This window comes from Arthrobacter ipis (genome assembly GCF_014694315.1).
Lineage (GTDB): Bacteria > Actinomycetota > Actinomycetes > Actinomycetales > Micrococcaceae > Arthrobacter > Arthrobacter ipis.
Genome location: NZ_JAAOXD010000002.1, coordinates 22,833 through 43,258, shown reverse-complemented (window position 1 = coordinate 43,258; position 20,426 = coordinate 22,833). Strand labels below are relative to the sequence as shown.

At 66.8% G+C, this 20,426-nt stretch carries 18 protein-coding genes; 10 read left to right on the top strand and 8 right to left on the bottom strand.

The genetic code is table 11. The annotated features are described in order from the left end of the window. Positions 1 to 49: 49 nt before the first annotated feature. A complete protein-coding gene (locus G9E11_RS05660; RefSeq protein ID WP_190603733.1) occupies positions 50 to 223 on the top strand; it encodes a hypothetical protein in 174 nt (57 codons plus the stop codon). Between the two features lie 63 nt (positions 224 to 286). After that, positions 287 to 682: a hypothetical protein gene (locus tag G9E11_RS05655; protein WP_190603731.1), complete on the top strand. Its 396-nt coding sequence runs from the start codon at positions 287 to 289 to the stop codon at positions 680 to 682. A 103-nt stretch (positions 683 to 785) separates the two neighbouring features. On the opposite strand, the gene G9E11_RS05650 is transcribed toward G9E11_RS05655, so the two are convergent. From G9E11_RS05650 to G9E11_RS05635, 4 genes are all read right to left on the bottom strand, one after another. After that, positions 786 to 1,103: a hypothetical protein gene (locus tag G9E11_RS05650; protein WP_190603729.1), complete on the bottom strand. Its 318-nt coding sequence runs from the start codon at positions 1,101 to 1,103 to the stop codon at positions 786 to 788. A gap of 55 nt (positions 1,104 to 1,158) precedes the next feature. Then, positions 1,159 to 1,560, bottom strand: a complete 402-nt coding sequence (locus tag G9E11_RS05645) for a hypothetical protein (RefSeq protein WP_190603727.1) — start codon at positions 1,558 to 1,560, stop codon at positions 1,159 to 1,161. A 107-nt stretch (positions 1,561 to 1,667) separates the two neighbouring features. Then, positions 1,668 to 2,378, bottom strand: a complete 711-nt coding sequence (locus G9E11_RS05640; RefSeq protein WP_190603725.1) for a response regulator transcription factor — start codon at positions 2,376 to 2,378, stop codon at positions 1,668 to 1,670. Next, complete coding sequence (locus G9E11_RS05635; protein ID WP_190603723.1) at positions 2,375 to 4,048, bottom strand: sensor histidine kinase; 1,674 nt, start codon at positions 4,046 to 4,048, stop codon at positions 2,375 to 2,377. Before G9E11_RS05635 ends, G9E11_RS05640 begins: the two co-directional genes overlap by 4 nt. 483 nt (positions 4,049 to 4,531) lie before the next feature. On the opposite strand from G9E11_RS05635, the gene G9E11_RS05630 reads away from it, so the two are divergent. The 6 genes from G9E11_RS05630 to G9E11_RS05605 all read left to right on the top strand — a co-directional run bounded on the left by G9E11_RS05630 (position 4,532) and on the right by G9E11_RS05605 (position 14,028). Further along, positions 4,532 to 6,106 carry a BTAD domain-containing putative transcriptional regulator gene (locus G9E11_RS05630; protein ID WP_190603721.1) on the top strand — a complete coding sequence of 525 codons (1,575 nt, stop codon included), beginning with the start codon at positions 4,532 to 4,534 and terminating at the stop codon, positions 6,104 to 6,106. Beyond that, positions 6,099 to 7,490 (top strand): sensor histidine kinase, encoded by a 1,392-nt coding sequence (locus G9E11_RS05625; protein ID WP_190603719.1) that lies wholly within the window; start codon positions 6,099 to 6,101, stop codon positions 7,488 to 7,490. The genes G9E11_RS05630 and G9E11_RS05625 overlap by 8 nt, the downstream gene beginning before the upstream one ends. A 39-nt stretch (positions 7,491 to 7,529) precedes the next feature. After that, entirely contained in the window at positions 7,530 to 8,528 is a 999-nt protein-coding gene (locus tag G9E11_RS05620) for an o-succinylbenzoate synthase (RefSeq protein ID WP_190603717.1), read from the top strand. 228 nt (positions 8,529 to 8,756) lie between these two features. Then, positions 8,757 to 10,841, top strand: a complete 2,085-nt coding sequence (locus G9E11_RS05615) for a PhoX family protein (protein WP_190603716.1) — start codon at positions 8,757 to 8,759, stop codon at positions 10,839 to 10,841. 318 nt (positions 10,842 to 11,159) lie between these two features. After that, complete coding sequence (menD, locus tag G9E11_RS05610) at positions 11,160 to 12,869, top strand: 2-succinyl-5-enolpyruvyl-6-hydroxy-3-cyclohexene-1-carboxylic-acid synthase (protein ID WP_194717952.1); 1,710 nt, start codon at positions 11,160 to 11,162, stop codon at positions 12,867 to 12,869. A gap of 205 nt (positions 12,870 to 13,074) precedes the next feature. Further along, entirely contained in the window at positions 13,075 to 14,028 is a 954-nt protein-coding gene (locus G9E11_RS05605) for a hypothetical protein (protein WP_190603711.1), read from the top strand. 121 nt (positions 14,029 to 14,149) lie between these two features. Here G9E11_RS05605 and G9E11_RS05600 read toward each other — a convergent pair whose 3' ends face one another. The 4 genes from G9E11_RS05600 to G9E11_RS05585 all read right to left on the bottom strand — a co-directional run bounded on the left by G9E11_RS05600 (position 14,150) and on the right by G9E11_RS05585 (position 18,187). Beyond that, complete coding sequence (locus G9E11_RS05600; protein ID WP_111905072.1) at positions 14,150 to 14,953, bottom strand: amino acid ABC transporter ATP-binding protein; 804 nt, start codon at positions 14,951 to 14,953, stop codon at positions 14,150 to 14,152. Between the two features lie 11 nt (positions 14,954 to 14,964). Further along, the gene (locus G9E11_RS05595; RefSeq protein WP_190603709.1) at positions 14,965 to 15,756 is read right to left on the bottom strand and encodes an amino acid ABC transporter permease; all 792 of its coding nucleotides are present in this window, start codon (positions 15,754 to 15,756) and stop codon (positions 14,965 to 14,967) included. 97 nt (positions 15,757 to 15,853) lie between these two features. Beyond that, complete coding sequence (locus G9E11_RS05590; RefSeq protein ID WP_190603706.1) at positions 15,854 to 16,660, bottom strand: ABC transporter substrate-binding protein; 807 nt, start codon at positions 16,658 to 16,660, stop codon at positions 15,854 to 15,856. Positions 16,661 to 16,864: 204 nt separating this feature from the next. Beyond that, a complete protein-coding gene (locus G9E11_RS05585; RefSeq protein ID WP_190603705.1) occupies positions 16,865 to 18,187 on the bottom strand; it encodes an isochorismate synthase in 1,323 nt (440 codons plus the stop codon). A 119-nt stretch (positions 18,188 to 18,306) separates the two neighbouring features. On the opposite strand from G9E11_RS05585, the gene G9E11_RS05580 reads away from it, so the two are divergent. Both G9E11_RS05580 and G9E11_RS05575 read left to right on the top strand, forming a co-directional pair. After that, a complete protein-coding gene (locus tag G9E11_RS05580) occupies positions 18,307 to 19,086 on the top strand; it encodes a demethylmenaquinone methyltransferase (RefSeq protein WP_190603703.1) in 780 nt (259 codons plus the stop codon). Between the two features lie 4 nt (positions 19,087 to 19,090). Further along, complete coding sequence (locus G9E11_RS05575) at positions 19,091 to 20,425, top strand: geranylgeranyl reductase family protein (RefSeq protein WP_190603701.1); 1,335 nt, start codon at positions 19,091 to 19,093, stop codon at positions 20,423 to 20,425. Position 20,426 lies beyond the last annotated feature (1 nt).

Genomic DNA, 20,426 nt, shown 5'->3' with positions numbered 1-20,426 from the left:
GTCTTCCCGGATGCTCGACTCCGTGGGGCAGGGGGATTACGTTGGGGGCATGACCGAAAACCCAGACGAGACGCGCACTGTTTCCGAAGAGCCCGGTCGCGCAGAATCCGACCGCGACGAAACCGACCTCAGCACCAAGCTGGACCCGGATTTCATCCCGCAGCAGGGCGAGACCCCCGAGGCCAAGCGCGCCCGGGAGCACCCGGAGGAGACCGGCAGCTGACGCCCTGAACCGGGGGCTGTCCCGGGGGCTAAACGCAGGCCGGCTGACGGCTAAAGTTGGTGCATGGGCGGTCTCGCGGATGTACTTGGCCCCATCCTGGAAATGATGACGTGGGTGGGCTTCCTCCCCGGCGTGCCGTTGCTCGTATGGGGACTCATTATCGAACGGCGCCGTTGCGCCTGGACCAGGACCACGGGTGAGGTTTACACCGCCGGTGGCTTCACCGGCTTCCGCTGGACCGACCAGGAGAACGTCCCGCGCCAGACCCTGGTGGAATCCGACGTCGCCCGGGGCCTCGTGGCCGGCACCCAGGTGGAGCTCCATTACGATCTCTGCCACCCTTCACGCTGGGGCCTGAAACCGCCCAAGCACGACAACGTCATCCTGGTCCTCGGCTGGATCCTCACCGGAGTGGGCATCCTGAGCACCGTCGGGGGCTTCGTCCTGCTGCTCTTCTGAGGGACTGGCCCGGATGAACCAACCCGGGCCGAACATACGTCGGGTACCCGTGCCGCGGCGGGTACCCGGTCTGTGGGGCAGCCGATGCTGCGCTGTTCGCCTGCTAGACGTGCGGATCCACTGTTGCGGCCCGGCCGCCGCGTGCGGGACGTCCGCCGCGCCGGCTCCGGTCCCGCAGGTGGTCGAGCAGTGCCTGTTCGGGATGCCCCGGGTTCTCAGCCAGATGGCGCAGGAGCCGGCGCCGTACATCCGACCGCGGGTCAGCCGTGGCGAGCACGTTGTGGATAATATCCAGGACCTGTTGATGAAGCTCGGAGTCGTCCACCATTACAGTCGTCGGTTCGCCAAAGGCAGCGTCGACCGTCGCCCCCCACCGTTCCGGCGGGATGGGTTCATACAGGTCGCGGAATTCCGTGTGCATCACTGGCTCCTTCTTGCCTGGAGAAACTGCTTCTGCGGACTGCCTCCGGGTGTGCCTAGCCATTGCTGCTGCCACTCCTGCCGTTGTTGCTGGAGAGACCGCCTTTGTCATCGAGCTGGCTCGAGGACGTTGAATTGTCGGTGGGTGCCGGTGCCGGGGAAGTGACCTGCGCCGGCTCCACGAACTCGACGCCGGACTCCTCGGTGGTGGCATCGTTCAGCGGAGCCGATTTAAGCGCCGGAGAAGTAGTCTTGGGCGCGGCAGCGGGGTCGGTGTCCGGCGACAGCCGCCGATTTTCAGTGGATCCCCCGACCTCCTGGACCGAGTGGCGGGGGGCCACCTCGGTAACAATCACGCCCGGTTCCAGACCTGTTGGAGCCCCGGCAACAGCCTGCGCCCAGACAGTTATTCCGGCGAAACCCACCAGCGGAATGCTCAGCAACGACCACTTCTTCATCAGCCGGCACACCTCCTTCGTGCTTTCACTTTGAAGCGTGAAGGTGAGGCAGGGATGAGACGCGGATGAGAGTCTTCTCATCGCCGGGCGGGGTGGGTTTAGTGCAATTATGGGGTTTGAACCGGACCGCCATGGCCGTTCGTGCCATCAGCGCCAAGGCATACGAGCCGGTAGCCCACGCCCCGGACGGTTTGGATGCGGTCCGCACCCAGCTTGTGCCGCAGGTACCGCACGTATACGTCCACCACGTTGGACGACCCCTCGAAGTGGTAGCCCCACACCCGGCTCAGAAGCTGCTCGCGGCTGAGCACCTTGCCGGCGTTCTCCATGAATGTCCGCGCCATGACGAACTCCCTGGCAGACAGGTCGATCACGCGGCCGCGGATCTCTGCCGTCCGGAGATTCACGTCGAGGGACAGGTCGCCGCAGACGAACGTCGGGGCGGACGCAACCACCTGCGCGCCGCGGAGCCGGAGCTTGATGCGGGAGAGCAGTTCCTCGAACCGGAAGGGTTTGGTCATGTGGTCATCCGCACCGCCGTCGAGCGCCGCCACAGTGCTCTCAAGGCTGTCCGCCGCCGTCAGCACGATCACCGGAATCGTTGAGTGCATGTTCCGGAGGTTCTTGAGGACGGTAAGCCCGTCCATCCTCGGCATGCTGATGTCCAGGATGAGGAGGTCGAACTCTCCTGACGTCGCGTAATCCAGCGCCTTCACCCCGTCGAAGACCTGGGTGGTGGTGTAGCCGGCCGCCGTGAGGCCTTTGGCGAGGAAGGCAGCAATGCGGGGCTCGTCGTCGGCGATCAGGATCCGTGTCATGGCGTACCTCCCGTCCGCATGGCCAGTTCAATGCCCGACTCCGGTCCGGCCAGCTTCGGCTTCCCGCCGCGGTGCCGTTTTTTGGGCCGTGCACCATCCTTTGCGTCGAAGCCCTCGGTGTCGCCGCCGGTGTCCGCCGCGACGGAGCCATCGGTTTCATCGCTCTCATCTGTGCCGCCGGATGGTATCCGCAGGGCGAAGCGGCTGCCTTTGCCCTCCTCCGACTCCAGAAGCACAGTGCCGCCGTGTGCCTCGGCGATGGCTTTGACGATGGAAAGGCCGAGGCCCGAGCCTTCCATGGCCGCCGAGTTGCGGCCCTTGCCGAAGCGTTCGAATATGCGCTCATGCTCGTCCGCCGGAATCCCCGTGCCGGTGTCCGAGACCCAGATTTCCAGCTCCCTGGAGGGGGAATGCCGCGCTGCCGGCTCCCGCACAACTACTGCCCGCCCGCCCTGGGGAGCGCCGCCGTCGTCCTCTACCCAGGCGCCGCCAACGGAAATCCGGTCCGACTCAGAGGTGTGGTTGACCGCGTTGGCCGCGAGCTGCTCCAGCGCCTGCGTCAGCCGGCGGCGGTCAGCGCGGATCAGGCCGCCGGGCCTGGCCTCCAGCCGCCACTGGCGCTCGCCGAGGACCCGGACGCGGTTCAGGACGTCCTCCAAGAGGTCATCCGCCTCCACCCAGCCGGGCGTCACGAAGTCGGGCCGTCCGCTGCGGGCAAGCAGCAGCAGGTCATCCACCAGCACCTGCATCCGGTCAAGCTCGTCCAGGAGCAGCTCGCGGGTCTGGTCGACGTCGTCGGGGTCCCCGGCGTGGAGCAGCTCCAGGTAGCCGCGAATGATCGTCATGGGGGTGCGCAGTTCGTGGCTGGCATCGTGGACGAAGCGGCGCTGGTTTTCCGATCCGGATTCCAGCCGTTCGAGCATTCGGTTGAAGTTCATGGCCAGCTGAGCGATGTCGTCGGTGCTGTCGGGCACTTCCACCCGCTTGGTCAGGTCCTCAAATGTCGTGGCCTCTGTGGCCTCGCGGAGCCGCCGAACGGGGCGCAGCAGCCGCCCGGTGACCAGATAACCCACCAGGCCGGTCATTGCGAGCGTCGCGGTGGACGCCAGGGCGAAGGTCCACATCGAAGCGAAAACCTCCGCGCGCTGGGCTCCGATCTCGCTCGAGGCAATCAGAAGACCCTGGTCTGGCCGCGCGCCCGCCAGTGACACCGACGTGATGGCCAGGCGGACCTGCCGGCCGTCGACGTCGATGTCCCGCATCACGGTCTGACGGGGCACACTCCAATCCCACATGTTGTCGGTGACAGCGGCCGTGTTGAGCTTGGTCGGCTGCTCCCCGAAGGGCAGGATGACGCTGCGGCCGCGGACCACGGTCATCACCGACACGTAGCCGCCGGGAGGCCCGCTGCGCAGATAAGTTGTAAACAGGCTGTGCAGGGAGGCGTAAGCTGCACCGGAATTGGGCTGGCCGCGCTTGGCCAGCTCGTCCAGGTTCTTGCGTGGCAACTGGAGCTCGGCATTGACGCGGTCATTGAGGCTGTTCAGCTGGGCGGCATGGGTGACTGCGCCGGCGACAAAGAGGCCCACGGCCATGAAGACGAGCAGCGTGGCCAGCAGCCGGAAGCGGACGGAACGTACTTCCGTGCGCAGTGCGCCGGCCGTGTTCATGGGATTACCCGGGCGAAGTTGTCGTGTGACGCACGTAACACGACGCGAGGCGGGACCGGCCACGCAAAAATTTTTGGGCTTCCGGGGTCGCCGGCAAAGACGCTCATCGCCGAGTACTCGGAATACTTGGTTGTACCCGGCCCGGCCATGGTCTGTCTCATTGGATCACCCATTTCACGCTGATTCGGCGGTCCTCCGGGGACGAGGATCGCAATAGCACCGTTGTTACTGCGGTAATACGAATCTAACCCCGGGTTCTTGGGAAAAACTTGGTGTCTGAAGCGCGGCTGTATTCCCGGCAAGAGGTTCCAGGGGAGCCGCGGGCCACCCAAACCTGGTGGTGGCCCGCTTGATGCGAAAGCAACCAAGTAGTGGCCCAGCCGAAAGTCGAGTACTCGATACTCGTGCCCACACTTGCCCGAGTGACAAGTATGAATCCAAGCCATTCATGGGGAATGCAGTTCATGGGGATAGGTGCACAAAATGGTACAAACTGTTGCAGAAGATACTCGTTGGTCCCGGAGAGTCAACGACGACGAGTACCTTCCGAACTCAACGGAAGACGCCGGTGGAACAACGACGAAGTTGTCCATCAACATCCTGGGGCCGCTCCGTGTCCGCCGCGGCGGCGTGGAGATCGGATCCCACGAGCTTGGCGGGCCCAAGCCCCGCCAGGTCCTTGAAATCCTGTTGCTCAAGCTGGGGACCCCGGTCTCCAAGAACCACCTGATCGAAGTTTTGTGGAATGGCCAGCCGCCGTCTGAGGCACTGTCCACTTTGGAAAGCTACGTCAGCGTCCTGCGCCGCCACCTTCAGCCCGGAAGCGGCAAGGGCGGAGCCCTCCGCACAGTCACCGGAGGCTACATGATCGACCGCACCATGGTTGACCTGGACCTCGATCGGTTCGATGAGCTTCTGAAGCAGGCGGGGCACGCCTCACCGGAGGAATCCTTCCGGCTGCTCGAGAAGGCCCTCGGCATCGCCTCCGTGCCGCTGCTCGGCGATGAGCTGCTGGCCGGCTGGGCAGAGGAAGAGCGTTCGCTCCACTCAGCCCGCGTTGCGAGCATCAAGGCACGGGCCGCGGAAGCAGCCGTCGCCGTCGGACACCCGGAGCGCGCAGTGGCCCTGGCCAGCGAACTGCTCGTGGACGATCCCATCAACGAGCGCGCCTGGACCGCCTTGATCCTGGGCCTGGAAGAATCCGGGCAGTACATGGAAGCGCTGCGGGCCTACGGGCGGTGCCGCCGGGTCATGGACCAGGAGATCGGCTGCCTCCCCGGACGGCCGCTCCGCGAAGCGCACGCCCGGCTGCTCCAGGCAACAGCCGCCAGCGAGGATGACATGGACCTCACAGATTCGGGTGCCCAGCCCCCGGCAACTTCCCAGATCACCCGGGAAATCAGCATCCTGACCATCGACGACCACAGCACGTTCACGGAACTGCTGACGGCAGCCCTCGACCGCGAGCCCGACCTGCGGAGCGTCGCTTCGGCCACCACCGCCAAGAGCGGCGTGGAGCAGAGCATCGCCCTCAAGCCCGACGTCGTGATCATGGACTTCCACCTGCCCGACGGCGACGGCCTCACCGCCGCTGCCCGCATCCTGGCTGACGCCCCCAATACCCGGATCGTCATGCTCACCGGCGACCCGACGCCGGAAGCCCTGCGGACCGCCGCCTCCATGGGCATCTGCGCCTTCCTGCCGAAGGGCGGATCGCTGTCCACCTTGCTGGATACCCTCCGCTATGCGCGGGCCGGCAACATGGTGGTGCATCCCTCGCTGGTGGCCCAGCTGGGCATGTCCACCCCCGCTCCGGCCCCCGTGGTCCGCGAAGTGGAGCCCGGCGGACCCGTCTTGACGCCCCGGGAGCTGGATGTGCTCCGGCTGATGGCCGGTGGCCACGGGTCGAAGGAAGTGGCCAGCAAGCTGGACATCTCCCTCAACACCTGCCGCGGCTACGTGAAGGCCATCTTCGCCAAGCTTGGAACCCACTCGCAGCTCGAATCGGTCATGGAAGCGTCACGGCGCGGCATGCTCGAGCAGCCGTCAAATGGCTAGGCCGTCGCTCCGTAAACCTGCTCTGTTCCGCCCGTTCGAATCGCCGGCCTACCACAATTCCGAGGTTTTCAAGGCCGTCCGGCGGTTCCTGCTGATGGGGCTGGTTGCCCTGGTGGTGGTCACCACCCCGGTGGCCTTCTGGATCTGGTCCGAGGCGGAACGCCACGCGCTGGAGAACTCCAAGGAGGCCACCGACCACCTGGCCAACAACGTGGTGGGGCCGCTGCTGGACAAGGAAGTCCTGTCCGGCGATCCCACCGCCGTTGAGCGGCTCGACGAGCGCCTCCGCCCCTGGATGGGGGAGACCTCGGTGTTCGAGATCAGGCTGTGGGACAAAGAGGGACGCATTGTCTACTCGGAAGATCCGAAGCTGATCGGCAAGACCTTCGACCTGCCGCACGAGGCACAGGAGGTCCTGGACGGCGGGGACGTCCCCGCCAACCTGGAGACTCAGAAGGACGAGGTCAACACGCCCGACGTCGAGAACGGCGAGCTCGTGGAGGTCTACGTGCCCGTCGTGGCTCCTGACGGGCAGAAACTGGTGTTTGAGTGCTATTACGACGACGACGGCGTCCGCCAGGAGCAGGCCTCCGTTCTGTTCGGCATGGCCCCGCCGTTCCTGCTCTCACTTGCCGTCCTGCAGCTGGCTCAGCTGTTCCCGGCAGTCCAGCTCGCCCGCAGGATCCAGGCCTACGAAGCGGGCCGGAGCCGCCTGCTGCGCCGGGCCATCGAGGCTTCCGAGCTCGAGCGCCAGCGCATTGCCCGGGACCTGCACGACGAGGTGATCCAGGAGCTCTCGGGGCTGTCCTACGTGATGGAGTCTGAGGAACTGCACAGCCCGGTGGGCCAGCGTGCGCTGTTCTCCGACGCCCGGCGGATTCTGCAGGACAACGTCCGCAGCCTGCGGGCCATGACCAGCGAGTTGTACCCGCCGGACCTGAACCGCCTCGGCCTCTCCGGGGCGCTCGCCCGGCTCGGCGATCCGCTCGAGGAACGCGGGATCACCCTGGAGCTGGACCTGCCGGAGCAGTGTGAGCTGGACCGGGACCGCGCGGCACTGTTCTACCGGGTTGCCCGTGAGGCCCTGGCCAACACCGCCAAGCATTCCAGGGCGACCAAGGCTGAGCTCCACCTCCATCAGGACGGCCACGGTTCGGAGATCCGTATCCAGGACGACGGCTGCGGCTTCGACCAGAGCCAGGGGTCGCCGGAAGGACACTTCGGCCTGCGCATCATGAAGGACACCATCGGCGAGGCCGGCGGTACGCTCCAGCTGATGTCCGCTCCCGGACGGGGCACCACGGTGATCGCCCGCTTCGGAGCCGGGGGCACCAAGCTTCCGGCCGCCGTCGAGCACGAACAGGCACCGGTTCCCTCAGCATGACTCCCTGAATGGTGCCGGGCGCGCCGGTACAGTGAATTCATGCCTCTCCCGTACCCGCCCCTCGAGGATCTGCTGCAATGCGCCCGTGTGGTGGTTCTGCCCATGCGCGTGAAGTTTCGCGGGATCCTGGAACGCGAAACGCTGCTCCTCCGCGGCCCGCTGGGATGGGGCGAGTTCTGCGCGTTCCCCGAGTACGGCGACGCCGAGGCCTCCCGGTGGCTTGCCTCCGCCATCGAGGCCGGCTGGCACGGTTTCCCTGAGCCCCTGCGGACCCGCATCCCCGTCAACGCCACCGTGCCCGCCATCTCCGCAGACGCCGTGCCGGAAATTCTGGCCCGGTTCGGCCGCGTGGACGCCGTCAAGGTCAAGGTGGCAGAACGCGGCCAGACGCTCGACGACGACGCAGCCCGCGTAGCTGCTGTCCGCGCCGCCCTTCCGGACGCTGCCATCCGCGTGGACGCCAACGGCGGCTGGGACGTTCCGGCGGCGGTGGAGGCACTGAACCGGTTGGCCGACGTCGGGCTCGAATACGCGGAGCAGCCCGTGCCGGAGATCGATGGCCTGGCGGAGGTGCGGAGCCGGCTCCGGGCGGCGGGCGTGCCTGTGCTGATCGCGGCCGACGAAAGTGTCCGCAAGGAAGACGATCCCCTCAAGGTGGCGCGTGCCGGTGCCGCCGATCTCCTCGTGGTGAAGGTGGCGCCGCTCGGGGGTGTCCGGCGGGCGCTGGAGCTGGTCGCGCAGGCCGGGATGCCGGCCGTCGTGAGTTCCGCCCTGGATACGTCGGTGGGGATCCGGGCCGGGCTCGCGCTCGCGGCCGCGCTGCCGGAACTGCCGTATGCGTGCGGGCTGGGAACGGTGTCGCTGCTCGCCGCGGATGTGATTACCGAACCTTTGGTGGCCGACGACGGCGCCATCAGCTTGCGCGATGCCGTCGCCGACGAGGGGCTGCTTGAGCAGTACGCCGCCCCGTTCGAGCGCCGGGAATGGTGGCTCGCCCGGCTCCGCCGCGCGTACGCTGCACTCCCCGCCCCGGCTTAGCACCGTCCCCCCAATAAACGCGTCCTCAGATCCTGCAGGTTTTCCCGCGACGCGTCCTCATCTCCTGCGGGTTTTTCCCTGACGCGTCCTCATCTCCTGCGGGTTTTCCCTGACGCGTCCTCATCCACGTGCCGAGTTCACCGTATCTTCATCTGAGTGTCGGCTTCCGGTTGGCTTTCGCTGACAGGGTGGCGGTGCCGCATCTAAACCCTTGGAAGGTCTCTCTCCATGTCTGAAATCTCCGGACGCAAGTTCGCACTGCTGCCCATGCTCGGCCACACCAAAGGCAGGCGCAGCCCTGTCACCTGCGCGCTCAAGTGCGACAACGCCTGCGCGGGCGACGTCTGCAACACGAGCTCCAACAGCTACTTCCGCGACATCGCCTCCACCACCCTGTCCCGCCGCGCCGCCCTGGGCTTCGGCGCCGCCGGTGCCCTCGCCGTCGTACTCGGCGGTGCCGTGACGTCCACCGAGAAGGCCGTCGCCGACGGCGGGACGGGACTGTCCGCCGCCGCGAACATCGGTTTTGGCCCGGGTGCGTCCAAGCTGCAGTTCACCGCAATCCCTTCCGTTGCGTCGGAGGTTGACGCCGTGACGGTGCCGGCTGGGTTCACCTGGCAGCCGGTGATCCGTTGGGGTGACCCGATCTTCAAGGACGCCCCGGCGTTCGAGCTGGGCAACCAGACCGCAGCAGCACAGGAGCGGCAGTTCGGCTACAACAACGACTACTCGGACATCCTCGAGATCCCCGGCAGCAAGGGCCGCCGCGCGCTGCTGTTCGCGAACCACGAATACACGAACGAGAACATCATGTTCCCGGCCAGCATGCCGGCGAAGCAGATGCGAGCGGTGGGTGCGGCCGCCCATGGCCTGACCGTCGTCGAGCTGGAGCGCAAGAACAAGAACAAGCCCTGGAGCTACGTCCAGGGCGCCGCGCTGAACCGCCGCTACCTGAACAGCACCCGCTACGAGCTGACCGGGCCCGTCGCCGGCTCGGACCTGGTCAAGACCGTGGCGGACCCCGAGGGCCGCTGGATCAACGGCACGCTGGGCAACTGCTCCGGCGGAACCACCCCGTGGGGCACCATCCTCTCGGGCGAGGAAAACTTCAACGGTTACTTCGTCGCTCCGGGCACGTCCGCCTCGGACAAGCGTTACGGCCTCACCAACAAGGCCACGGCGCGGCAGTGGGAGCTGGACGATCCGCGTTTCAACGCGAAAAACGCCGGCTACGAAAACGAAACCAACCGCTTCGGCTGGATCGTGGAGGTGGACCCGTTCGACCCCACGTCCACGCCGAAGAAGCACTCATCGCTGGGCCGCTTCAAGCACGAGGGCGCCAACGTGATCGTGGCCAAGTCCGGCCACGTGGTTGCCTACTCTGGCGACGACGAGCGGTTCGATTACCTCTACAAGTTCGTTTCCAGGGCTAAGTACCGCGAGGGCGACCGCAAGCACAACATGACGCTCCTCTCCGAGGGCGACCTCTACGTTGCCAAGTTCACGGGCAGCGCCCCGGCCTCTGAGATCGACGGCAAGGGCTCCGTTCCGGTGGACGGCTCCTTCGACGGCACCGGCGAATGGCTGCCCCTCGTGGTCGGCGGCAAGTCCATGGTCACCGGCATGTCCGTCGAGGAAGTCCTCGTATACACGCGGCTGGCTGCGGACAAGGTGGGCCCCACCAAGATGGACCGCTGCGAGGACGTCCAGCCCAGCCTGCACACCGGCAAGGTCTACGTGGCCTGCACCAACAACTCGGACCGCGGCAAACCCGGCAAGGAAGGCGCCACCGAGATCAACCCGCGCAACGAAAACCGCGATGGCCACATCGTCGAAATTACGGAGACCGGCGACCAGACCTCCAGGAAGTTCACGTGGAACCTGCTGATGGTCTGCGGCGATCCCTCCACCGGTGACGTTACCTACTTCTCCGGCTTCCCGGCCGACCAGGTCTCGCCGATTTCCTGCCCGGACAACCTGGCCTTTGACTCCGTGGGCAATCTCTGGATCTCCACCGACGGCGCCCCCTCCGGCATCGGCAAGGCCGACGGTCTGTTCAAGGTCACCCTGGATGGCCCCGAGCGCGGCCGCGTGGAGCAGTTCCTGGCCGTGCCCCGCGACGCCGAAACCTGTGGACCGATCGTCCACGACACCGAACGCAGCGTCTTCGTCTCCGTGCAGCACCCGGGCGAGGAGGGCACCTTCGAGGCGCCGAACTCGTACTTCCCGGACTACGTTGCCGCCGGCGCGACTCCCCGCCCTGGCCAGGTCCGGGCTCCCCGCCCGGCCGTGATCCAGGTGTTCCGCTCCTAGGCTCCGTACCAAACGCTTCCTCACCTCTGGTCGGTTTTTTCCGGACGCTCCAGCAGATCCCGCCGCTTTTAGCCCAACGCGTCCTCACTTTCCCTGGGAAAGTGAGGACGCGTTGGGCGTTTGGCGACGGGATGTGAGGACGCGTTGGTGGTTAAGCGACGGGATGTGAGGACGCGTTGGTGGTTAGGCGGCAGGATCTGATGGAGGGTCTGTTGGTGGCAGACTGGTTCGGTGACTTCGCACGAACCCCCTGAGCCGTCCGCCTACTCCATCGGCGCCCCTGCAGACCCCGCTGGCACTGCCCAAGCCCCAGCTTCCATGGCCAAGCCCGAGCCCGCCCTTACGTCCATGGCTTCCGCACGGATTGCCGTTGCTACGCTGCTGGACGGCGGCGTGCGGAACGTCGTTGTAGCCCCGGGCTCGCGGTCCGCCCCCATGGCCTACGCGCTGGCCGAGGCCTCGGCGGCGGGGAAAGTCGAACTGCTGGTGCGCATCGACGAGCGTTCGGCCGGTTTCACAGCACTCGGCCTGGCCCTGGCCACCGGCGCGCCGGTAGCTGTGCTGACGACGTCGGGAACCGCCGTCGGGAATCTCCTCCCGGCCGTGATGGAGGCCAACCACGCCGCCGTACCCCTGGTGGTGGTCTCCGCAGACCGCCCGGAAGAATTGCGCGGCACGGGTGCGAACCAGACCACCGTCCAGCTGGACCTCTTCGGCGAGCACGTCCGCTTCGCCGTCGACGTTCCCGCCGGCGAGAGCCCGCAGCGTGCGGTGGAAACATCGCTTGCCGCCGCGACGGGTGCTTTCGAGGACACACCGCCGGGACCGGTGCAGCTCAACCTCGCCTTCCGTGATCCTTTGGTGCCTGAGCCGGGGGAGCGGCTGCCCGAAAAGCGCGGCCACGGGACCTTCCGGATCGGCACCGAACCGCTCACCATGAACCTCGATCCCGCCCCGGCTGACCTTCCGGAACGGCGTACCGTGGTCCTTGCCGGGCACGACGCCGGTCCGGTTGCCGAGGCCTTCGCCCGTGCGCACGGACTGCCGCTGCTGGCCGAGCCGTCGTCCAACTCCCGGTTCGGTCCCAACGCCGTGGGACCGTACCGCCTGCTGCTGGAGCACTTCGGCCCGGAATCGGCGCTGCCCATCGAGCGGGCTGTGGTGTTCGGGCGCCCCACGCTGTCCCGGCCGGTGTCGGCGCTGCTGGCCCGGACGGACGTCCCCGCAGCACTGTATGAACCGGTGCCGGTCGCGTGGTACGAGCCGGGTCGGCGCCGGGAAACGCCCATCGCCAGCCTGGCTGAACTCGCGGAGTTCGCCGGCCGGGGCTCGTCCGCCTGGCTCGACGCCTGGCTGCTCGCAGGCGCCGCGGCCCAGCATGCCGTCGACGGCATACTTGCCACGGCGGAGTCTGCGAGCGGTCCCGCCGTCGGCTCCCTCGTCTGGCAGAACGCCCGCGGCCAGCTGGTCCTGGGCTCGTCCAACGGAATCCGCGACGTCGACCTCGCCGGCCAGCCCGCACCCGAGCCGGCCGCCACGGTCTTCGCCAGCCGGGGACTCGCCGGCATCGACGGCACCATTTCCACCGCCACCGGCATCGCCCTCGGCGGCCACCAGGAAACCACCCTGCTGCTCGGGGACGTCACGTTCCTGCACGACGCCGGCGGCCTCTTCCTCGGCGCCGGCGAGGAGCAGCCGCAACTGCACATCGTCGTCCTCAACGACTCGGGCGGCGCCATCTTCAGCCTCCTGGAACACGGCGCTGTCGCCGAGTCCGGCGGCTACGGAGACGCCGTCGAACGCCTCTTCGGCACCCCGCACTCAGTGGACATCGCGGCACTCGCCGCGGCGTACGGCGTCGGGCATTGTTCGGTGAGTACGACGGCGGGACTCGCCGAGGCGCTGGCCGCACCGTTCACGGGACGCACCATCATCGAGGTGCACACCGACAGGCATGAACTCCGCGCCCTGCACGGCAGGATCAAGGCCGCGGTGGGTTCGGCAGTGGCCGGGGTGCTTGCCGGCTAGGAGCTGGAACCGGTCCGGCGACGCGTTGCCCGCCTGGCGACGCGCAAAATACCTCACGCGGGCGGAATTCCGTGCGCGCCGGTGGATGGGCGCGTCGCCGGGCGATCTCCGCGTCGTCGGCTGCGCGCGCCAGAGCCCGCCGGGATATCCACATGTCACCCCGCACGTCTGTTGGGCTGCACCTTGACCTGCGAGTGTACGAACCATGACGGAACTGCCACGGCTCGTCCTCGCCCGCGAGCACATTCAGCAAGGATTGACGCCCAACATGCGCGCCCGCCGCTGTAGTTCCGGCGCGCTCGTCCGGCTGCGGTACGGAGTGTACGTGGACGGCGACGCCTGGGGCTCCCTCCCTCCGTGGGAGCAGTACCGGCTGAGGGTGCAGGCGGCCGCCGAAACCTTCGCTGCGCCGACGGTGTTCGCCTGTCATTCGGCGGCCAATGTCTGGGGCGTCCCCACTGTCGGCCACCGCCATCCGGTGCATGCACTGACGTTTCAGAACGACGGCGGCCGGTCCCGTGCGGGGGTTCGCCGGCACTATGCGGATCCGGACGGCGTGAGGGTGTTCCGGCACGACGGCCTTTTGGTGACCGGCCGCGTGCGAACTGCCCTGGACCTTGCGGCGTTCACGCCCTTCGCCGAAGCGATCGTTCCGTTGGACCACGTGCTGAGGCCGGACGTGGACAGGAACCTGCCGGCGCTGTCCAAGGAACAGCTGCTGGCCGACATCGAGGGGAACTACACGGCCGCGGCAGCACAACGGATTACCGTGGCGGTCGAGTTTGCCGACCCGCTGTCCGCCTCAGCTGGGGAGTCGTACAGCCGGGCACTCATGCATGTGGCAGGCTTCGAGACGCCTGCCCTCCAGCACGAGATCCGGGACGGGGCCGGGCTGATTGGCTACTCGGACTACTACTGGGACGGTGCCCGTGTCGTCGGAGAATTCGATGGCGTGGAAAAGTACATGAAGCCGGAATACCTGAAGGGCCGGACCCCGCCGCAGGCAGTGGTGGACGAGAAATACCGGGAGGACAGGATCCGGGCCACCGGCTGCACAGTGGTGCGATGGGTGTGGGCCGACCTGATGACGCCGGGACGGCTGGAACGGAAGCTGGCGACGGCAGGCGTGCCCCGCCGTCGTGCCCGGTCCGCACGGTGACGCGCTGCTCCGGCGACACGCTAAATTCCCGGTGATGCGGAAATGCCCCGGCGCTACCGGAATTCCAGTAGCGCCGGGGCATTTGCGCCTCGCCGGGGTGTAACCGCGTCCCTGAGAGGGCCTACTCGGCGATCTCGATGTGGGTCGGGTCCAGCACGCGGCGGAGGAATTCCTTGGTGCGGCCCTGGGTGGGGGAGCCGATGACCTGCTCGGCCACGCCCTCCTCGACCACTACGCCGCCGTCCATGAACACCACACGGTCCGCGACTTCGCGGGCGAAGCCCATCTCGTGCGTGACCACCAGCATGGTCATGCCTTCCTTGGCCAGGTTCCGCATGACCGAGAGCACGTCACCGACGGTCTCGGGGTCGAGGGCGGAGGTGGGCTCGTCAAAGAGCATCAGCTCGGGGTCCATGCTCAGCGCGCGGGCGATCGCCACACGCTGCTGCTGGCCGCCGGAGAGCTGGTCCGGGAAGCGGTCGGCAAGGTGGCCGAGCCCCACCCGCTCGAGGTTGGCCCGGGCGATCTTGTCCGCTTCGGCCTGCGGGCGCTTCAGCACCTTGGTCTGGGCGATCGTGCAGTTGCGCAGCGCATTCAGGTGCGGAAACAGGTTGAACTGCTGGAACACCATGCCTACCTTGCGGCGCATCTTGTCGATGTCCACGTCGGCATCCGTGGCGTCGAAGCCGCCCACATGGATGCTGCCTTCATTAGGCTGCTCCAGCAGGTTGACGCACCGCAGCAGGGTTGACTTGCCGGAACCGGACGGGCCGATCAGGCACACCACTTCCCCCGGTGCGACGTCCAGGCTGATGCCCTTGAGGACCTCGTTGGAGCCGTACGATTTGCGCAGGTCCTTGATGGCCACACCGGCGGCGTGGACGCGCCCGCTTTGGGTGCGGGAGTGAATTTCGACGTCGTTCATGACTTCCCTGCCTAACGCTTGGTCCGCGCGGAGCGGCTTTCGAACTTCCGGGCCAGGAGGCTCAGCGGGATGGTGACCACGAGGTAGAACGCACCTGCCACGAGGAGCGGGGTGAGTCCGGCACCGAGGCTGGAGATTCCGTCGCGGCCAAACTTGGTGAGTTCGTACTGCGCCGCCGTCAGGCCCAGCACGTAGATCAGCGAGGAGTCCTTGGTCAGCAGGATGACCTCGTTGGTCAGCGGCGGCAGGACAATCCTGAAGGCCTGCGGGATGACGATCGTGACCATGGCCCGCCACTGTGGCATGCCCAGCGACCGCGCGGCTTCCATCTGGCCCCTGGGCACGGCCTGCAGTCCGGCACGAAGCGTTTCCGCGATGTAGGCGGCCGCCACCATGCCCAGTGAAACCATCACCACGACGGCCACGTTCCACTGGACACCGAACGCCAGCGGAACGCCGTAGCCGAAGGCGATGAAGACCAGCAGCGCCGGGATGCCGCGGAAGAATTCAATGTAGCCGGTGGCGATCCAGCGGTACAACGGGAAGCTGGAGAGCTTCATGAGGGCCAGCAGCAGGCCCCCGGACAGGCCCACGATGAACCCCAGGAACGTGTAGATCAGGGTGTTTTTCAGGCCCGAGAAGAAGATGTCCGGGAACATCGGGCCGATCTTGCCGAAGTTGAAGACGTTGGTGGTGAGGGTCTTCCAGTCGGTGGCCAGGATCAGTGCGGCCATGGCCACAACGAAAATCCCTGCCTGGACGTACAGACTTACTCTGGCCCGCTGTCGTGCGGTCATTGCCATGGTGTACTCACATTCGTTTTGCGCAGTGGAGGCCCCGCACGGACTGCTGAACAGATCCCGGACGAGGCCCCTGCCGCGTAGGTGTCAGGCGCGCCGGTTACTTGGTGGCTTCGCCGAACCAGCTGGTCTCGAACTTCTTGAGGCTTCCGTCGTCGGTCAGGCGCTTCAGCGTCGTGTTGACCTCGTCGAGCATGGCGGTGTTGCCCTTCTTGACCGCGATGCCGAGCTTTTCCCCGGTGGCGTAGTTCTCGACACGCTTGAACTTGGAGTCATCCTTGATGGCGTAGCCGAGCACCGACTGGTTGCCCAGGGCGGCTTCGATGGTGCCCGCCTTGAGTGCCTGGACCAGGAGGCCGGTGTCCTCGAACTGCTGTGCGTCGATGCCCTTGTCCTTCGCGTACTTGGCACCCGTGGTGGCCTGCTGGACGCCTACCTTCTTGCCCTTGGCACCTTCGATGTTCGTGATGCCGGAGGCCTCGGATGCCACGAGGGTCAGGTCGTCGTTCAGGTAGGGGTCGGAGAAGTCCATGACGGCTTTGCGGGTATCCGTGATGGAAATGGAGGAGATGGAGACGTCGCAGCCCGTGAGTGCGGTGCCGGTCTCGATGGCCTCGAAGGAGCTGTCCACCACGTTGACTTCGGCCTTCATGTCCTTGGCCAGTTCGCCGGCGATGTCCATGTCGAAGCCCACGATCTTGCCATCCTTCTGGAATTCGAAGGGCTCGTAGGGGACGTCGGAGCAGATGGTGAGCTTTCCGGCATTGATGAGCTGCACGCCGCTGCTGCTGGTGGCAGCCGGGGTGGAGCCGCCGCCGCCGCAAGCGGTGAGGCTGATGGCCCCGACGGCGAGGATTGCGGCTGCCTTGGCGCTGAATGTGGCCGTGGCACGGGACTTGAGCTGCATTTCTTTACCTTTTGTTGCAGGGGTATGCGGAACTAAATCGGTTCATAGTGTATCGCCGAAGAGGAGATGTGCATCACAGAAAACTAAGTTTCACTATTTGATAACTAAACCACAGCGTTTTTCAAGGGCTTTAATCCCAGGCCTGTCCGGAATCCCGGACGTGCTCTGGCCTCGACAGTAAGGTGCACAGATGGCTGGGTCAGATCAGTTGCTGATCCCCAGCGACTCCAGCATCGGCCGGAACTTGGCCCACGTCTCCGCGAGCTCCGCCTCGGGCTGCGAGCCCTCCACAATTCCGCATCCGGCATACAGCCGGACGGTAGTGGGGGACTCGATGACGGCACCGCGCAGCGCGATGCCCCACTCGCCGTTGCCCGCCGCGTCGAGCCAGCCGACGGGTCCGGCGTATGGGCCCCGGTCCAGGTGTTCGAGTTTCCGGATCAGTGCCCCCGCCACCTGCGTGGGCGTGCCGCACACGGCGGCGGTGGGGTGCAGCGCATTGATCAGCGCAAGGCAGGTGGGAACGTGGCCCTCCACCTCGGCGAGCTCGGCCTTGACGTCGGACGCGAGGTGCCACACGTTGGGCAGCTCCAGGATGAACGGCTCGTCGTGAGCATTCATGGCCTCGGAGAAGGGCGCGAGCTGGGTGGTCAGCGACTGGATGGCGATCTCGTGCTCGTGCCGCTGCTTCTCTGATCCGGCCAGAACCCGCTCGGCATAGTCCAGCGGCAGCCCGGCCTCGCCCACGGCGTCCCGCCGGTCCAGCGTCCCGGCGAGCACCCGGGCCTGGGCGGTGCGCCCCTCCACCTGGATGAGCATTTCCGGTGTTGCGCCCACGAGGCCGTCCACGCCGTAGGTCCAGCATTCCCGGTACCGTCCTGCCAGCTGCCGCAGCACCTCGGCCGCGTTCACGCCCTCGGGAACCGTCGCCACGATGTCCCGGGCCAGCACCAGCTTCTCCAGTTTCCCGGTGCGGATCTCGGCGACGCCGGCGGTGACGGCGTCCATCCAATCCTCTTCGCTGAGGGAACCGGTCTGCAGCGTCGCCGGCTCTGGAACTTCGGCCGGGTCTGGAAGTACGACGGCGGCAGTTGGGTCCGACTCCAGCCACCCCTTCAGGGCGGCGAACGCGCCCGCCTCGGTGAGTTCGCCATCGTCGGCCGTTACCTGGGTGAGCCAGGCGCGGCCGTCCCGGACGCCCACCACGATCTCCGGCACGATCAGCCGGGACTCGTGGTCAGAAGCCTTGGAGAACGCGAAGGAACCGAATGCCACAGGGCCGGTGCCGGGGCACTCCACCTGGTCGGTGATGTCTGCCGCAATAACCAAGTGGCGCCACCAAATGTCCGCCTCGAGGAAACGCTCGGGGCCTGTCGCGGTGAAGCGCGCCACCTCGCCGAAGCCCACCAGGCCGGCCTCACGCCGGGTCCAGCACAGCACGTCATCGCGGACCAGATACGACGGCAGCCCCTCGGGAGCCGAATCTCCATCCAAAGGGACTGTCAGGGTGCGGAGCGTGCTGGTCATGATGGGTCAACAGTACTCCGCGCAGCAAGTTGGGGGCGTTTCCCCGCCGATCAGCCGGGGCACCACGCCCGGCGGCGGCTGTGTCACGGAGGCTGCGGAACTTTTGAGACAATGACATGGTGAACCGAGCATCCTTGGATAAGCGTCCGGACGAAGTAGCCACGATGTTTGACGACGTCGCACCCAAATACGACGTCGTCAACGATGTCCTCTCGATGGGGCAGACGCGCCGGTGGCGCAAGGTTGTGGTCGAAGCCATGGACGTGCGGGCCGGCCAGCGGGTGCTGGACCTGGCCGCCGGAACGGGAACCTCCAGCGAGCCATATGCCGATGCAGGCATAGACGTGGTGGCCTGTGACTTCTCCCTCGGCATGCTCAAGGTCGGCAAGCGCCGCCGCCCCGACATCGACTTCATCGCTGGTGACGCCACCAACCTGCCCTTCGCCGACAACACCTTCGACGCCAGCACCATCTCCTTCGGCCTGCGTAACGTCAACGAGCCCAAGAAGGCCCTGGCCGAGATGCTCCGGGTGACCAAGCCGGGCGGCAAGCTGGTCATCGCCGAGTTCTCCCAGCCCGTCGTGCCCTTGTGGCGCACCATGTACACCGAGTACCTCATGCGCGCCCTGCCGGCCATCGCCACAAAGGTGTCCTCGAACCCGGATGCCTACGTCTACCTGGCCGAGTCCATCCGGGCCTGGCCGGACCAGGACAACCTCGCCGCATGGCTGCAGGACGCCGGCTGGGAAGATGTCACCTACCGCAACCTGAGCGGCGGCATCGTGGCCGTCCACCGCGCCCACAAGCCCCTTACGGGCAACGGCTCGGCGGAAGCCATCGCAGCCCACACCGGCCCGGTGGCCAAACTGCGCCGCAACCTCCCGCGGACCGCACGCTGACACTGTGAAAGTACTGATTGTTGGCGCGGGTCCCGCCGGATCCACCGCCGCGTATTACCTCGCCAAAGCCGGCATCGACGTCACGGTCCTGGAAAAGACCACCTTCCCGCGCGAAAAAGTGTGCGGCGACGGCCTCACTCCGCGGGCTGTCCGCGAGATCCAGAAGCTCGGCCTGCCGCACCCGGAACAGGACGGCTGGCGCCGGAACAAGGGGCTGCGCCTGCTCGCCGGCGGCCGCAGCATCGAACTGCCGTGGCCCGAGGTGTCCGATTTTCCGCAGTACGGCCTGATCCGTACCCGCCTCGGTTTCGATGAGGAACTCGCCCGGCACGCGCAGGCCGCCGGCGCCACCGTCCTGGAACGCCACAGCGTGACCGAGGCGCTCCGCAACGGTGACGGCCGCGTGACCGGTGTGCGCGCAGCGGTCCTGGACGAGTCCGGGCGGAAGACGGGGGAGACGCTGGACTTCAGCGCCGACGTCGTGCTTGCTGCCGACGGCAACTCCACCCGCACCGCCGTCTCACTCGGCATCCAGAAGCGCGACGACCGGCCCCTGGGCGTCGCCGTCCGCACCTACTTCACCTCGCCGCGGCACGACGACGACTGGATGGAAGGCTGGCTCGAGCTTCCGGGCCGCGACGGCAAACTCCTGCCCGGCTACGGCTGGGTGTTCGGCGTCGGTGACGGCACGTCCAACGTGGGCCTGGGCATCCTCAACTCCTCCAAGGAGTTCGGCAAGCTGGACTACAAGCAGGTGCTCCGCGAATGGACCGCCGGCATGCCCTCCGAATGGGGCTTCACACCCGAAAACCAGGTGGGGGAGATCCGCGGCGCCGCCCTGCCCATGGGCTTCAACCGCACCCCGCATTACTCGCCCGGCCTGCTGCTCCTCGGCGACGCCGGCGGCATGGTGTCCCCGTTCAACGGCGAGGGCATCTCCTACGCCATGGAGTCCGCTCGCTTCGCGGCCGAGTTCGTCATTGACGCCAGCTCCCGTTCCGCCTCCGGGGGCTGGAACGCGTCCGACGCCGACACCCGGCTCGCGGGGTACGCCGACTATGTGCGGGAACAGTGGGGATCCCACTTCACGCTGGGGCGTGCCTTCGCCGCGCTGATCGGCAAGCCCGCTGTCATGAAGCTCGCGCTGCGGACCGGGATGCCCATTCCCGTGCTGATGCGGTTCGTGGTCCGGCTGCTGGCCAACCTGACCGACCCGTCGGCCAAGGGCTTCGAGGACCGCGTGATCCGCCTCCTGGAACTGCTGGTCCCGGCCACCTCCAACACCTCCGCCCTTGCCCCCTCCGGCTCCAAATCAGCGGTTTCCGCAACAAAAAGTTAGG